Genomic DNA, 14,811 nt, shown 5'->3' on the forward strand with positions numbered 1-14,811 from the left:
ATTCATATACCATTTTCAATGTTGAAATCTGCACCTTCAATACTGTTTTTAAAAGCTATTTTCATAACAGTTCTTTTATGTTCTGAAACGTTCTCGTCCCAGAGCTTTAAACTTCTGCGGTATGACGAAAATTATGAATACCTGAAAGATTCCACAAAGAGCTATGATAAAATTAAATATCTTCCTCTCAATGAAAAGAAAGATATCTATCTCTCATTGGGTGGCGAAGCAAGGTTTGAATATGTGGATTTCAACAACGAAGATTGGGGAAGGCTTAACATAGGACACAACGACTTTTTTCTCCAGCGCTATGACCTTCATGCAGACTGGCATTTCGGGGAAAACTTCAGAATATTTTCACAGATCAGAAGTGCTTTACAAAACGGAAGAAAAAACGGTTCAAGAGGCATTGATGAAGATCAGCTGAATATTCAGAATCTCTTTCTGGATGCAGGCCTGGTGAATAAGGAAGATCAGAAGCTGATATTGAGACTGGGAAGACAGGAGCTGGACTACGGTTCCGGCAGATTAATTTCTGTAAGGGAAGGACCAAATGCAAGGCTGTCTTTTACAGGAGCTAAAATCATGTATTCCTCTAAAAATATTTCCGTAGATGCTTTTGCGATGATGGCAGACTCTGTCAGAACCGGCGTTTTTGATAATACCGTTTCAAAGCAGCTTAATCTTTGGGGACTTTATTCCAAAATTATTATTCCTGAAGCCGGAAATCTGGATCTGTATTATCTAGGAATCCGTAGAGACGAATCTGTTTTTGAAGCAGGAACTGCCAGAGAAAAAAGGCATACGGTTGGCGGAAGACTCTGGAAATATGGCGGCGGATTTATTTATAACCTGGAAGCAGCCTATCAGTTCGGACGTTTCGGAAATGAAAAGATCAGTGCGTGGACAGGATCTATAGATATAGGTTATCTTTTTGAAAACTTTATATTCAGGCCAAGTATCAATCTGAGAAACGATTATATATCAGGAGATCATTCAAAAAACGACGGAAAGCTCAATACATTTAATCCTTTATATCCGAAAGGAGGCTATTTCGGCTTCAGCCCGCAGGTGGGTCCTGTCAATTTAATTGATATTCATCCGTATATGACCCTTGATCTGACTTCCAAACTCAAAATGCAGATGGATGTTGTCTTCAACTGGCGATATTCCCTGAACGACGGAGTCTACCGGCCGAGCGGGGCACTGAGCCGTCCCGGAAGCAGCTCAGATGAAAGGTATATCGGAACCGCTTATTTAATGAGTTTCACTTATAATTTCAACAAACATTTCTCTTTGGTGAGCGGACTTCAGTATTTCCACAAAGGGCCTTTTATTGAAGATATCATTCAGGATGCAAAAAGCGGTGTTTTCTGGAATATCAGGCTGGGATTCAAACTTTAATCATTACTAAATCATTTATTATGCAAAATTCAATTTCAAAATACATCAATTGGTCAAAAACAATCTTTACAGCATTGGTGTTGGCAACTGCGGGAACCAACTTCGTTTCAGCTCAGGCTGTTGCAGAAAAAACAGCTATTGGAACCTCAAAAACATGGGGAACTGTTGACGGAGTTTCTATTGTAGGGCTGGTACAGGGACCTTCTGCGGCCAAAGCAGATTTGCAGATTGCCTGTGTTTTCGAGTATACGGAAGGAGATATTTTCAATCCGCCGGCGCTTCCCAAAGAACTGAACGGAATGGTTCATCTGGATGAAGCATTAAAAGGAATTATTACAGAAGTCCGTAAAAAAGGACAGTTCAAAGGACATGCCCTGGAAACCTTATTAATTAATCCTCCGAAAGGAAGCCTTGCCTCCGGAAAACTGCTGTTGATCGGCTTGGGTAACAGAAACTCTTTCGATGCCGGACTCATGAAAGAAGTAGGAAGTGTTGCCATGAGAGAAGCTTTGAAACTGCAGGTACATACCGCATCATTTGCCAGCGATATCAAAGATGCCGGAATTGATTCTCCAACCGCTTTAGTGGCAGAAAATGTAGTTCTGGGTGCTTTTGATGCTTATCGTACACAGTCTTATTTAAATACTCAGCATTTATCCGATAAAATGAAATTAAAAAAACTGATTCTATTGGCCGGGCCATCTTTTTTCACTGTTGCCGGAGGAGGAATTCAGGAGGCGATTTCAAAGTTGAACACCAAATAATTAAAGATGAAAGCAGACCTTATCGTATACAACGGAAAAATCCACACTTTCAATAAAGAAACTCCGGAAGTTTCTGCAGTGGCCATTAAAGACGGGAAAATTATTGCAGTTGGAAATGACGGACTGGCAGATCAGTTCGCAGATGAATCCACAGAACTGATTGATCTTAAAAAGAAAAGAGTGGTGCCGGGAATCAATGATTCTCATATTCACCTGATCCGTGGCGGATTGAATTACAACCTGGAATTAAGATGGGACGGAGTTCCGTCACTGGCCGATGCGCTCAGAATGTTAAAAGACCAGGTAGACCGTACGCCTTCTCCGCAATGGGTACGTGTTGTGGGAGGATGGTCCGAATTCCAGTTTGCAGAAAGAAGGATGCCTACTTTGGAGGAAATTAATGCCATTGCCCCGGAAACACCTGTTTTTATCCTGCATTTATACGACAGGGCTTTAATGAACAGGGCAGCATTGAAAGCGGTAGGATTTACCAAAGACACCCCGGCTCCGGCAGGCGGACATATTGAAAGAGATGCTAACGGTGAACCCACAGGGCTGATTATTGCGACACCCAATGCCATGATCTTATATTCAACACTGGCAAAAGGCCCGAAGCTTTCCTACGACCACCAGCTGAATTCTACCAGACATTTTATGACAGAACTGAACCGTTTCGGAATTACCAGCGTCATTGATGCCGGCGGAGGATTCCAGAACTTCCCGGATGATTATCAGGTAGTGAACGAACTGAATGAGAAAAAACAGCTTACCGTAAGAATTGCCTATAATCTTTTTACCCAGAAACCAAAGCATGAATTTGAAGATTTCAGCGATTGGATAGACACCGTAAAATTATATCAGGGCGATGACATGTACCGTCACAACGGGGCAGGAGAGATGCTGGTATTTTCGGCAGCCGATTTTGAAGATTTTCTTCAGCCAAGGCCGGATCTGCCTGAAAACATGGAAGCAGATCTTGAAAAAGTAGTCCGTTTACTGGTAGAAAACCGCTGGCCATTCAGGCTTCATGCAACCTACAATGAAAGCATCACCCGGTTTTTAAATGTTTTTGAAAAAGTAAACCGCGATATTCCCTTTAATGGTCTTCCATGGATTTTTGATCATGCAGAAACCATTGATGAAAAGAATATTGAAAGGGTGAAAATGCTTGGCGGCGGAATCGCTATCCAGAGCAGAATGGCTTACCAGGGAGAATATTTTGCAGACCGTTATGGTTCTGGTGCCGCAGAAAGTACACCACCCGTAAAAAAAATGCTGGAAATGGGAGTTCCTGTAGGCGGAGGTTCGGATGCTACAAGAGTAAGCAGCTACAATCCGTGGGTTTCCATGTATTGGCTGACTGCAGGAAAAACTGTTGGCGGACTTCAATTGTATCATGAAACAAAGCTGGACAGATCAACCGCATTGGAGCTCTATACAAAAGGCAGCGCATGGTTTTCTCAGGAACAGCAGAAAAAAGGCGATATCAAAGTAGGAATGTTTGCTGATCTGGCAGTTCTTGATCAGGATTATTTCATGGTTGATGATGAAGAGATCAAAAATATTGAAGCGGAAATGACCATTGTAGACGGGAAAATAGTCTATGCAAAAGGAACATTCTCATCCTATGCACCACCATCTATTCCTGTGCTTCCGGATTGGTCTCCAACGAATCTTTATAACGGATATTACCCTGCAGGAGGACATTTTCAGAAAGAAATCAAAAAAAATGCGAAACAAGATTTAAAAGCTCCGTTAGCTTCGCAAATTCACAGCTGTGCAGGAAGCTGCGATATCCATCATCATAACCATAACCAGGCAAGGATGAGCAATGTGCCTGTTAATAATTATCACACATTCTGGGGAGCTTTAGGCTGTTCGTGCTTTGCTTTTTAACTATCAATACATATGGAAATTTTAAAACAGATCCTTTCATCAGATTTAGGTTCACCATTCAATGATGCTTCATTCCTGGTTTTCCGGGTACTGCTTGCTATTCAATTGTTCAGAGTGCACGGTTTAAAGAAATTCAGGTTGGAAAACGGACAGAGGGAAGTGATTCCAAATCCTCTGGGATTACCTGATAAACTCAATGCCATAGTCGCTTCATTTGCTGATCTGGTGGTTCCGTTTCTGATTATTTCAGGACTGGGAACCAGGCTTGCAGTTTTACCGACCATTGGTGTGACGGCTATCGGATATTTTGTAGTTCACAGAAAAGATTCACAGGAAGTACGGGATGTTCCTTTTATGTACACCCTTTCCCTGTTACTGATTCTTGCCTTGGGAGCAGGAAGATATTCACTTGATTATTACTTATTAAATATTTTATAAAATGAAAACTTCAATAGGAATTAAAAACGAAAATTTAGCAAAAGTTGCTGAAGTGCTTGTTACCACTTTAGCAGACGAATTTGTATTGTATACCAAAACAAGAAAAGCACATTGGAATGTCGAAGGTCACGACTTTTATAATAAACATCTGTTTTTCGAGTCACAGTATGAAGAGCTGGACGAAATCATTGACCGTTTAGCGGAGAGAATCAGAATGTTAGGACATTATGCTCCGGCCACTTTAAGGGAGTATCTGGCATTAACGCATCTGTCTGAGCACCATCTTGAATCGAACGACAGCCTGACTTACATCAGAGAGCTTCTTTCTGACCACGAAAGTATCATCATTCATCTTCGTGAAAATATTGAAAACTTCGCTGTTGAATTCCGCGATTCAGGGACAAGCGACTATATCACAGGATTGCTGGAAGCCCATGAGAAAATGGCCTGGATGCTCCGCTCACATTTAAAATAGAAAAATGGAAGTAAAACATAATATCGGCTTTGTTACCTTATTGTTAACCATGATTGCCGGATACTGTGATACCGTGACTTTTGTATCAGCAGATGCCCTTTTTTCGGCGCATGTTACAGGGAACTTTATTGTATTTGCCTATCAGTTTGTGAAGGGATCGGATATTCATGCCTGGGTAAAGCTGCTTACGTTTCCGGTCTTTATTCTTGCGGTTATGGCAGGAGGGAGGATTGCCGGGAAAGTCATCAATCATTATACGCTGTTATTCTGGGAAGGAGCACTGCTTTTGTCGGCCGGAATTATTGTTGCCGTTTTCAGTTATTACGGAACATTTTCAGAAGTTGTGATGTATACTGTGGCTATGATTACCGTTTTTGCAATGGGACTTCAGAATGCTTTCGGAAAACTTTATGCAAAAGAAACCCATGGCCCGACTACCATGATGACAGGAAATGTAACCCAGGCTTCCCTGGATTTCGGAACGCTTCTGTCAAGTGGCTTTCACCACCCTGAAGCATTGGCAAGTCTGAAGAAGCAGCTGATTACCATTCTTGGATTTCTGGTAGGTTGTTTTTTAGGAGCTTATGCAGGAAAACAGTTCGGACTGGTAACATTGATTTTACCGGGATTGGCAATGATCATCTGCTATTTTTACCACCGCAAAAACTAGCACAGGACTATGGCAGATTACAGGATAATAGATTACCTTTAAAAAATGAATTTCGGCCTTTATTTTTTATCTAAAAATCTACTAAGAATAGTATTTTTTTCGTTGGTTTTGATCTTTTCATGCAGTATAAAAGCACAGACCCAAGAAAATCCTGCACTGTTGAGAAAACAGATTTCTTCTTCCGGCAATACGACTCAGAAAATCGCTTTATTGCTGCGCCTGAGTAACTATTACATTACCAAAAAAGGAGAGTTGAAAGCTGACCTCGACAGTGCCGCTATTCTGAACAGACAGGCAAAAGTACTGAATATGAAATCCGGGAATCCGATGTCTGCCGGAAAACTCATCTTTCTGGATGCCAAAATAGATAAAGAAAGAGGCCGTAAAACGATTGCTTTTTCCAGAATGAAAGAGGCTCTTTCTTATTTTGAAACCCATCAATTTAAGGAGCAGGCCGGAGAAGCATACAATGAATTATCATATATGTATGACAATAAACCTGAGTATTTTGATACTAAAATCAAACTGAAAGAAAAAGCGTTGGAACTATTTAAGAATTCAGGATCAAAACTGAATCAGGCAGGCGTTTTAAAAGATCTTGGTGAGCTTTACTATATCAAAGAAAATTCTGATAAGGCTCTTGGCTTGCTTAAAGAATCCCTGTCTGTTTATCAGTCTGTGAAATTCAGAGAATTACAGAGTGTGTACAATCTTATCTCCCAGGTTGAAATTCAGAAGGCGGATTATGAGGAAGCGCTCCGTTATGGCCTTCTGGCAGAAAAAACAGCCGAAAGTGTGAATGATTATTCTTTGCAGATGTGCTCTATTTATAGCAATATCGGAATGGTGTATTATTATCTCCGTAAGAATGACGATGCCATGAAGTATTGGGAAAAATCACTGGCCACGGCAAAGAAAAACAAAGATAACAGCTATATCAGAACGGTGGCCAATAATATTTCTACGATGCTGATCAGGCAGAAAAAATTTAAGCAGGCCATTACCATGATTCAGGAATACAGAGAAAAGTATCCTATTGTAGATCAGAATTTTGAAATGTCAGAGAATTATATCCTGTTCAGTACGTACACTATTCTAAAGCAGTTTAACGAAGCTGAGGCGTACTACAAAAAACTGGTAGCCTATTATGGTGAAAATGCAGAGAAAAATAACCAGCAGGCCTCATTGCTGCGAAGCTTTGTTTTCTATCACTACCAGACCCGGAATTTTAATAAAATGTATCGTGAAGCCAGACTTTTTGATTCGATAGCCAAAAATAACGGGAATGATATGCTCCGTTCAGAAAATCATTTGATGTGGTTCAAAGCAGATTCCATACAGGGAAAATACCTTGATGCCATACAGCATTATCAGCTGTACAAAAAGCTTTCCGATTCTGTTTTTAACGGTGAAAAAAGCAAGCAGATCAACAGCCTTAAAATTCAGTTTGAAACAGAGCAGAAGGATAAAAACATTCAGCTGCTAACCCAGAAAGCAAAACTGCAGGATATTAAAATTGCGAATGATACTTTTATCAAATATGTTTTTATCGGAAGCATTCTTGCGCTGATCCTTTTTGCAGCCTTGCTGTATAACCGTTCAAGATTAAAAAGTAACGCCAATAAAAACCTTGAACTGAAGCGTAAGCAGATTGATGAACAGAACGAACAGCTGAAAAAATTACTTTCCGAGAAAGAATGGCTCTTAAAGGAAATCCATCACAGGGTTAAAAATAATCTGCAGATTGTGATCAGCCTGCTCAATACGCAGTCGGCTTATCTGGATAATGAAGATGCCCTGATGGCCATCCAGAACAGCCAGCACAGAATGCATGCCATGTCTCTGATCCACCAGAAGCTTTATCAGTCTGACAATCTTTCAATGATTGACATGTCGTGGTATATTTATGAGCTGATTACCTATATCAAAGAATGTTATTCATCTGACAGGAAAATCAACTTTACAGTAGATACCGATAAAGTGTTTCTTGATGTCGCACAGGCGGTTCCTATGGGTTTGATCGTCAATGAAGCGGTCAATAATACCGTAAAATATGCATTTCCGGATGACCGGAAAGGGGAAGTTTTTGTTTCATTCAAAAATACCGGCGAAGATCTTTGTGAACTGATGATTTCAGATAATGGAGTAGGACTTCCCGAAGATTTTAATATTGAGGAAACAGAATCTTTGGGAATGAATCTGATGCGCGGGCTTACCGATCAGCTGGACGGAACCTTCCACCTCGAAAACAAAGGGGGCTTAAAAGTGACGATTACCTTCAGAAAAAATACAGAAATAACTCCTTCAAATTAAAGGCTGATTATTATGAAAGAAAAAATATTAATTGTAGAAGATGAATTTATTGTAGCCAATGATCTGAAACTGATGCTAATGAAGGGCGGTTATCAAGTCACGGGAATTGCATCTTCAGTGGTTCAGGCCAGAAAACTGATTGCAGATAATAAGCCGGATTGGGTACTTCTTGATATCATCTTAAAAGGTGACCTTACAGGAATCGATCTTGCCTGGGAACTGCGTGAAATGAACCTGCCTTTTCTTTATATTTCAGCCAATACCAACCAGTCTACCCTGGAAGCAGTGAAGGAGACACAGCCCTACGGGTTTATGGTAAAGCCTTTCCGGGAGCGTGATATGATTGTTATGCTTGACATTGCCAGATACCGCTATGATATGGAAAGAGGCTGTGAATTGTGTACTGATACCGGAAATAACGAAGTGATTGAAGGAATTATCGGGAAAAGCAAGGTGCTTCAGGATGTCGTTGAAAAAATAAGAATAGTTGCCCCTACAGATACCTCTGTTCTGGTGGTCGGGGAAAGCGGAACGGGTAAGGAAAAAGTGGCTCACTCCGTTCATGAGCTTTCAGACCGCAGGGCTCATCCTATTGTTGTAGTCAACTGTGCCGCACTGCCGCATGCGCTTATCGAATCCGAGCTTTTCGGGCATGAAAAAGGAAGCTTTACCGGAGCCAATACATTGAGGATCGGAAAATTTGAACAGGCTAATGGAGGGACTGTCTTCCTGGATGAAATAGGAGAGCTGCCATTGGATTCGCAGGTTAAACTGCTGAGAGTTTTACAGGAGAAAGAAATCGAACGGCTGGGAGGAAACAACACGATTAAAGTAAATGTAAGAATTGTGGCAGCGACCAACCGTTCTCTAGAAAAAGAAGTGGCAGAAGGAAGATTCAGACTGGATTTGTATTACCGTTTGAATGTTTTCCCAATTGAACTGCCTCCGTTGAGAGAACGAAAGGAAGATATCGTATTGCTGGCCCATTTTTTCCTGAACAAATATGCAGCTGCCTCAAGAAGAAATATCACATCCATCAGTGAAAAAGCACTGGAACAGCTGTTGAATTATCACTGGCCGGGAAATATCCGTGAGCTAGAGCATCTTATTGAAAGAAGTGTTCTTCTGGCCAAAACCACAGAAATAGAAAGCTTTGATCTGCCAAAAATCGTTGAAAAACCTACAGAAACACAAGGGCCGCTAAAATCATTGGAAGATATGGAAAGAGATCATATTATGAATGCACTTCAGTCTTCCGGCGGAAAAGTTTCCGGACCCGGCGGTGCTGCAGAGCTGCTGAAAATACAGCCACAGACTTTATATTCCAAAATGAAAAAACTGGGAATTGAAAAAGGCTATAAATAATTCAGGGGAAAGCTAGCCGGAGACCATATTTTCTTTCAATTTTTTAATCATAATTCTTCAAATAATTTGAGGACAAAATCATTATGTCTTTACAATCATAAATCAATCAGACAATTATGGAAAAAGAAACACTCAGAATAGAAGGATTCAGTGATGCAGTTTTTGCAATAGCCATTACTCTTTTAGTGTTAGATCTTCATTTTCCTGAAGAACATTCAATACAAAACGGGAATGATCTGCTGGTCTTTCTGAAGAATCAGTGGCCAGCATTTCTGGCATTTATCCTTTCATTTTTTAGCATTTTTATCATGTGGGTGAACCATCATAAGATTTTCAAACAGATCTACAGCCGGAATTCGGCAATTATGTTTGCCAATGGACTGATTCTTTTCCTGGTTTCGGCAGTTTCTTATCCTACCGCTTTGCTGGCAAGGTATTTTGACGGTGAAGCTTCCTCTGTTGTTGTAGCCCTCTATACCGGTATTTTTGTCATGATCAATCTTGCTTATAATTTATTATGGTTTCTGGCCACCCGGAATAAAAAACTTTTACGCCCCGGCATTACCGATGCGGCTATAAAGAAAATCCATAATAATTACCTGTACGGGCTTCCCATCTATGTTATTGCATTAATCTTTTCATTCTGGATACCGGCAGTTTCCCTCATGATCATTTTAGGACTCTGGATTTTTTGGGCGTTGTCTTCAGGGAAAATAGAGATGGGGCTTGACAAACATTATTCAGATCCCCTGAAATAGTGCTTTTTCTCTATTCCGAGCTTTTGCATTTTGGAAATAAGCGTTGTAGGTGGTAATCCCAGCAGCTTTGCAGCACCTGTTTCCCCGAAAATACGGCCGTTACATTTTTTGATTATTTTTAAAATATATTCCTTTTCAAATTCCTGCAGCGTTTTAATCTGAAAATCCTGTTCTGAGTTTTGAGCGTTCATAACTTTCGGAAAATCCATTTCCCTGATCAAATCTCCTTTTGCCGTCAGCATACTTCTTTCAACCATATTTTCCATTTCACGGATATTACCAGGCCATGGATTGGCAATCATCATTTTTATTACATTCTGAGAAAAGCCATTAATCTTTTTGCCTGTTTTCGGGTATAATTTCTCAAGGAAATAGTCTGCCAGCAAAGGAATATCCTCTTTTCTTTCCCGTAAGGCAGGAAGATGGATAGGAAATACATTCAGCCTGTAAAAAAGATCACTTCTGAACCGGCCTTCCGCCACTTCTTTTTCAAGATTTCTGTTGGTGGCCGTAATGATCCGTACATTTACTTTTATTCTTTTGTTTCCGCCGATTCTTTCGATTTCTTTTTCCTGAAGAACTCTCAGAAGCCTGGCTTGTAATTCCAGAGGAAGTTCACCAATTTCATCCAGGAAAATAGTACTGTTGTGTGCCTGTTCAAACTTTCCTTTCCGCTGTTCTGTTGCTCCGGTAAAACTTCCTTTTTCGTGTCCGAACAGCTCAGATTCTATTAAATTGGCAGGAATAGCAGCACAGTTTATCCTGATCATTTTCTTTCCCGAAAATTTTGAAAGTTCATGAACCGCCTGTGCTATAAGCTCTTTTCCCGTACCCGTCTCTCCAAAGATAATCACATTGGATTGCGATGGAGCTACCTGTGAGATCTGTTCAAAAATGAGCTGTATGGCTTCGCTTTGCCCCACAATTCCCTGAAAGCCGTGTTCGCTTTTCTTTTCTTCTTCAACTTCTTTCGGAAAGTCCCGGATATTTCCCTGAAATGTTTTCAGTTGCTCCTGAACATCAATGTTATGAAGGGTAATGGAAAGCTGGGTAGAAATGCCGTTTAAAATCCTTTCCGGAATTGTATCTCTTGAAATAAAGCTTTTGTAGAAAAGAAAGAGTGCATTTTTACTTTCACTGACAGCAGGAAGACCCAATCCGACAGCCATCCGCATCCCCGAATTTTTAGCTTCGGTAAAACAGGAAGGAAGAGGTGACAATTCTTTCAGATCAAAAAGAAGAGGCTCCGCAGAATCAAGACAATTTTTTACATACCTGTCAAGCTGTTGGTCTGTGGTATGAATCTGATTTTCAGTCCCGTTACCGAATATTTCAATATTTCCTTTTACATCCCTGATCATCATACAATCATTGGATCCCAGTTCAGTTTTGAAAGATGTGTTGATAACAAGCTGAAGCTGTTTCTTATCTAAAATGGTAGACAACTCTTTGGTTAAACGGGAAATCATAAGCTGTTCTTTCTGCATTTCCTGCAGGCGTTTCATCATTTCTGCATTGGGATCAGAAGGCTTACTCATAGAAAATTCTTACTTGAAAGTTTAAAGATAGGAAAATTGAAAAATATCTACAGGTGAATTACTAGAAAATATGAAATAAAGAGCCTTTTACTTTTGAAACATTAAGTAAAAGTATTGAGGCAGGGCTCGCTTTACCCTTAAAATAAATTTTAAAATATCTTTGTTGATATCAACGGCTTTTAAATCTCGCTAGGACTCTACATGAAATTTTTGACATCGTAATTTGTAAAGGTTTAACTAATTGAAAATCAGGGTTTTATATTGTAATTTCATTTTAATGAATATCGTATTAAAATAAATGTTTTATAGGTTTTTGATATTTATAATTTGATTTTTGTATTGAAAATTCAATAAAGTTTATACATTTGTACCGTTCAAAACAAAAAGATGAGTTATTCAGTAATTATTATTGTCATTATTAGCATTATCGGATTCCGGTGGTGAGTGATGGCTTGTGATAATTTTTGAAATTGAAATACTACAGACCACTCTCATCACGAGAGTGGTTTTTTTATTTAAAACAGACAAATAACAAACATAAAAAATCAACACAAAATGTATTACAATGACGACAGTGTTCTCTTCTTTGATGGGGAATATGTGAAAGCAAAAGAAGCCAAGACCGACTTGTACGGCCAATCCTTACACTACGGATATGCTGTTTTTGAAGGGATTAAATCTTATAAGACAGCCAATGGAACCAAAATTTTCAAAGCAGAGGAACATTACGACAGACTTAGAAAGTCTGCCGAAACGATGATGATGCCTTTTGATTATTCTACCGAAGAAATGGTAGAAGCAACTTACAAATTATTGGAAATTAATAATCTGAGTAATGCATATATCCGTCCGATTGTCATTTGCTCTCCAAATATGGCATTATCAAAAGGGCAAAAAAGTTATCTTGTCATCGAAGTTTGGAACTGGGATAACGGTTATCTCGCCAACAAAATGAGAATTATGACATCATCGTTTGAACGTCCAAATCCAAAAGCTTTCAAAGTAGAAGCAAAAGTCAGCGGTCATTATGTCAATTCTATTTTAGCTTGTCAGGAAGCAAAAGACAAAGGGTTTGATGAAGCGTTGGTTCTGGATGCTGACGGAAATGTAGCTGAAAGTTCAGGAGCCAATATCTTCTTCGAGAAAGACGGAAAACTTTTTACACCTGCAAAAGGAAGTATTCTTCCGGGAATTACAAGAGCGACAGTTTTTGAAATCTGTGATAATCTGGGAATCCCTTACGAAGAAAAATTCTTCAAACCGGAAGAAATGCAAGGTGCAGACGTAGGATTTTTCTGTGGAACAGCAGCCGAAATTGTAGCATTGGATTCTTTGGATAACGTTCCTTTCAAACTGAATTGGAAAGACAGTTTATCAGCCAAAATTCAAACGGCTTATCGTCATTTGGTGTTAGAAGAAGATTATTCATACCTGAAATCAAACTTACAATATGTGTAACGTAGAATTGAACAAATATTCCAAAACATTGACGAAAGACCCGACGCAGCCTGCAACTCAGGCAATGTTTTATGGCATTGGCTTTCAAAAAGAGGATTTTGACAAAGCACAGATTGGAATTGCAAGTATGGGCTATGATGGCAATACTTGTAATATGCATCTCAATAGTCTTGCGGAGATTGTAAAAAAAGGGGTGAAAGAACAAAATCTGGTTGGATTAATGTTCCACACCATCGGAATCAGCGACGGAATGACCAACGGAACCGACGGAATGCGTTATTCCCTTGTAAGTCGCGACATCATTGCAGATTCCATCGAAGCGGTTTGCGCAGGACAATATTACGACGGATTGATTACCGTACCCGGATGCGACAAAAATATGCCGGGTTCTCTGATGGCGATGGCGCGTCTTGACCGACCTTCGATAATGGTTTATGGCGGAAGTATTGCGCCGGGACATTACAAAGGCGAAGATTTGAATATCGTTTCAGCTTTCGAAGCGTTGGGAAATAAAATCGCAGGTAAAATTTCCGAAGAAGATTTCCAGGGTGTGATTCAGAATTCCTGCCCAAGTGCAGGAGCTTGTGGCGGAATGTACACCGCCAATACAATGGCTTCCGCAATCGAAGCTTTGGGAATGAGCTTGCCCTATTCTTCATCTTATCCAGCTCTCAGTCGTGAAAAAAAAGAAGAATGTCAGTTTGCCGGGCATTACATTAAAATTCTTTTAGAAAAAGACATCAAACCATCTGATATTATGACGCCAAAAGCATTTGAAAATGCTTTGAGATTAATTATGATTCTGGGTGGAAGTACCAATGCGGTTCTCCATTTTATAGCCATTGCAAAATCCATCGGTTACGATTTGACTTTAGATGATTTTCAGAGAATCAGCGACGAAACACCGTTTTTAGCCGACCTTAAGCCAAGTGGTAAATATCTGATGGAAGACCTTCACAAAGTGGGCGGCGTTCCTGCTGTTATGAAATATCTGTTGGATTTAGGCTTGCTTCACGGTGATTGTTTGACGGTTACGGGAAAAACCATTGCGGAAAATCTGGAACACGTCACTTCAATTATCGACAGACAGCAAAACATCATTCACGATATCAAAAATCCAATCAAAGAAACCGGACACATCAGAATTATGTACGGAAATCTTGCTGAGAAAGGTTCTGTTGCAAAAATCACAGGAAAAGAAGGCGCTTATTTCAAAGGTACAGCAATAGTTTTTGATGGCGAAAAAGAATTCATCAAAGGTATCGAAGATAAAAAAATTCAGGAAGGAAACGTCGTGGTAATCAAAAATGAAGGCCCAAAAGGCGCACCCGGAATGCCGGAAATGCTGAAACCAACTTCCGCTTTGATGGGTTCAGGTTTAGGTAAAAATGTCGCATTGATTACCGACGGAAGATTTTCAGGAGGAACGCACGGTTTCGTGGTCGGTCATATCACACCGGAAGCTTTTGCCGGAGGATTGATTGGCTTAATTAAAGATGGAGATGTGATTGAATTGGATGCTGAAAAAAATACCATCAACGCATTGTTGTCGGATGAAGAAATTGCCAAAAGAAAAGCCGAATTCCAACAACCTGAATACAAAGTAAAAAGCGGGGTGTTGTACAAATATGCCAAATCTGTAGCAGATGCCTCACAAGGCTGTGTCACCGATTTATAAGATAATGATGAATAAGATATTATTTGGGGCAGCTATTTCCGTCTTCCACTCCCG

12 protein-coding genes are annotated in these 14,811 nt (G+C 40.0%); 11 read left to right on the forward strand and 1 reads right to left on the reverse strand.

The features are described from left to right. Nucleotides 1-18: 18 nt before the first annotated feature. The 9 genes from MKS83_RS00920 (at nucleotide 19) to MKS83_RS00960 (ending at nucleotide 10,083) form a co-directional block, all read left to right on the forward strand. Nucleotides 19-1,404, forward strand: a complete 1,386-nt coding sequence (locus MKS83_RS00920) for an alginate export family protein (protein ID WP_240581566.1) — start codon at nucleotides 19-21, stop codon at nucleotides 1,402-1,404. A 20-nt stretch (nucleotides 1,405-1,424) separates the two neighbouring features. Beyond that, entirely contained in the window at nucleotides 1,425-2,168 is a 744-nt protein-coding gene (locus MKS83_RS00925; protein ID WP_240581567.1) for a M17 family peptidase N-terminal domain-containing protein, read from the forward strand. A gap of 6 nt (nucleotides 2,169-2,174) precedes the next feature. Then, the gene (locus MKS83_RS00930) at nucleotides 2,175-4,064 is read left to right on the forward strand and encodes an amidohydrolase (RefSeq protein WP_240581568.1); all 1,890 of its coding nucleotides are present in this window, start codon (nucleotides 2,175-2,177) and stop codon (nucleotides 4,062-4,064) included. Nucleotides 4,065-4,076: 12 nt separating this feature from the next. Beyond that, a complete protein-coding gene (locus tag MKS83_RS00935) occupies nucleotides 4,077-4,502 on the forward strand; it encodes a DoxX family protein (RefSeq protein WP_240581569.1) in 426 nt (141 codons plus the stop codon). A gap of 1 nt (nucleotide 4,503) precedes the next feature. Further along, a complete protein-coding gene (locus tag MKS83_RS00940; protein ID WP_240581570.1) occupies nucleotides 4,504-4,977 on the forward strand; it encodes a Dps family protein in 474 nt (157 codons plus the stop codon). 4 nt (nucleotides 4,978-4,981) lie between these two features. Further along, nucleotides 4,982-5,647: a YoaK family protein gene (locus MKS83_RS00945; RefSeq protein WP_240581571.1), complete on the forward strand. Its 666-nt coding sequence runs from the start codon at nucleotides 4,982-4,984 to the stop codon at nucleotides 5,645-5,647. A 45-nt stretch (nucleotides 5,648-5,692) separates the two neighbouring features. Further along, on the forward strand, nucleotides 5,693-7,960 hold the full coding sequence (locus tag MKS83_RS00950) for a sensor histidine kinase (protein ID WP_240581572.1): 2,268 nt from the start codon (nucleotides 5,693-5,695) through the stop codon (nucleotides 7,958-7,960). Nucleotides 7,961-7,972: 12 nt separating this feature from the next. After that, a complete protein-coding gene (locus tag MKS83_RS00955; RefSeq protein WP_240581573.1) occupies nucleotides 7,973-9,325 on the forward strand; it encodes a sigma-54-dependent transcriptional regulator in 1,353 nt (450 codons plus the stop codon). A 116-nt stretch (nucleotides 9,326-9,441) separates the two neighbouring features. Continuing rightward, nucleotides 9,442-10,083 (forward strand): TMEM175 family protein, encoded by a 642-nt coding sequence (locus MKS83_RS00960; protein WP_240581574.1) that lies wholly within the window; start codon nucleotides 9,442-9,444, stop codon nucleotides 10,081-10,083. On the opposite strand, the gene MKS83_RS00965 is transcribed toward MKS83_RS00960, so the two are convergent. Beyond that, entirely contained in the window at nucleotides 10,062-11,621 is a 1,560-nt protein-coding gene (locus tag MKS83_RS00965) for a sigma-54 interaction domain-containing protein (RefSeq protein WP_240581575.1), read from the reverse strand. The two genes, MKS83_RS00960 and MKS83_RS00965, sit on opposite strands and share 22 nt — an antisense overlap. A 555-nt stretch (nucleotides 11,622-12,176) precedes the next feature. Here MKS83_RS00965 and MKS83_RS00970 point away from each other — a divergent pair. After that, the gene (locus MKS83_RS00970) at nucleotides 12,177-13,079 is read left to right on the forward strand and encodes a branched-chain amino acid transaminase (RefSeq protein ID WP_240581576.1); all 903 of its coding nucleotides are present in this window, start codon (nucleotides 12,177-12,179) and stop codon (nucleotides 13,077-13,079) included. After that, nucleotides 13,072-14,757 (forward strand): dihydroxy-acid dehydratase, encoded by a 1,686-nt coding sequence (gene ilvD / locus MKS83_RS00975; protein WP_240581577.1) that lies wholly within the window; start codon nucleotides 13,072-13,074, stop codon nucleotides 14,755-14,757. The genes MKS83_RS00970 and ilvD overlap by 8 nt, the downstream gene beginning before the upstream one ends. Nucleotides 14,758-14,811 lie beyond the last annotated feature (54 nt).

The sequence above is a fragment of the Chryseobacterium sp. Y16C genome (assembly GCF_022488405.1).
Classification (GTDB): Bacteria; Bacteroidota; Bacteroidia; order Flavobacteriales; family Weeksellaceae; genus Chryseobacterium; species Chryseobacterium geocarposphaerae.

What these genes read in the sequence shown, in the direction of transcription:
- MKS83_RS00920 (WP_240581566.1), top strand. Translation starts at nt 19, where the DNA reads ATGTTGAAATCTGCACCTTCAATACTGTTTTTAAAAGCTATTTTCATA.
- MKS83_RS00925 (WP_240581567.1), top strand. Translation starts at nt 1,425, where the DNA reads ATGCAAAATTCAATTTCAAAATACATCAATTGGTCAAAAACAATCTTT.
- MKS83_RS00930 (WP_240581568.1), top strand. Translation starts at nt 2,175, where the DNA reads ATGAAAGCAGACCTTATCGTATACAACGGAAAAATCCACACTTTCAAT.
- MKS83_RS00935 (WP_240581569.1), top strand. Translation starts at nt 4,077, where the DNA reads ATGGAAATTTTAAAACAGATCCTTTCATCAGATTTAGGTTCACCATTC.
- MKS83_RS00940 (WP_240581570.1), top strand. Translation starts at nt 4,504, where the DNA reads ATGAAAACTTCAATAGGAATTAAAAACGAAAATTTAGCAAAAGTTGCT.
- MKS83_RS00945 (WP_240581571.1), top strand. Translation starts at nt 4,982, where the DNA reads ATGGAAGTAAAACATAATATCGGCTTTGTTACCTTATTGTTAACCATG.
- MKS83_RS00950 (WP_240581572.1), top strand. Translation starts at nt 5,693, where the DNA reads ATGAATTTCGGCCTTTATTTTTTATCTAAAAATCTACTAAGAATAGTA.
- MKS83_RS00955 (WP_240581573.1), top strand. Translation starts at nt 7,973, where the DNA reads ATGAAAGAAAAAATATTAATTGTAGAAGATGAATTTATTGTAGCCAAT.
- MKS83_RS00960 (WP_240581574.1), top strand. Translation starts at nt 9,442, where the DNA reads ATGGAAAAAGAAACACTCAGAATAGAAGGATTCAGTGATGCAGTTTTT.
- MKS83_RS00965 (WP_240581575.1), bottom strand. Translation starts at nt 11,621, where the DNA reads ATGAGTAAGCCTTCTGATCCCAATGCAGAAATGATGAAACGCCTGCAG.
- MKS83_RS00970 (WP_240581576.1), top strand. Translation starts at nt 12,177, where the DNA reads ATGTATTACAATGACGACAGTGTTCTCTTCTTTGATGGGGAATATGTG.
- ilvD (WP_240581577.1), top strand. Translation starts at nt 13,072, where the DNA reads ATGTGTAACGTAGAATTGAACAAATATTCCAAAACATTGACGAAAGAC.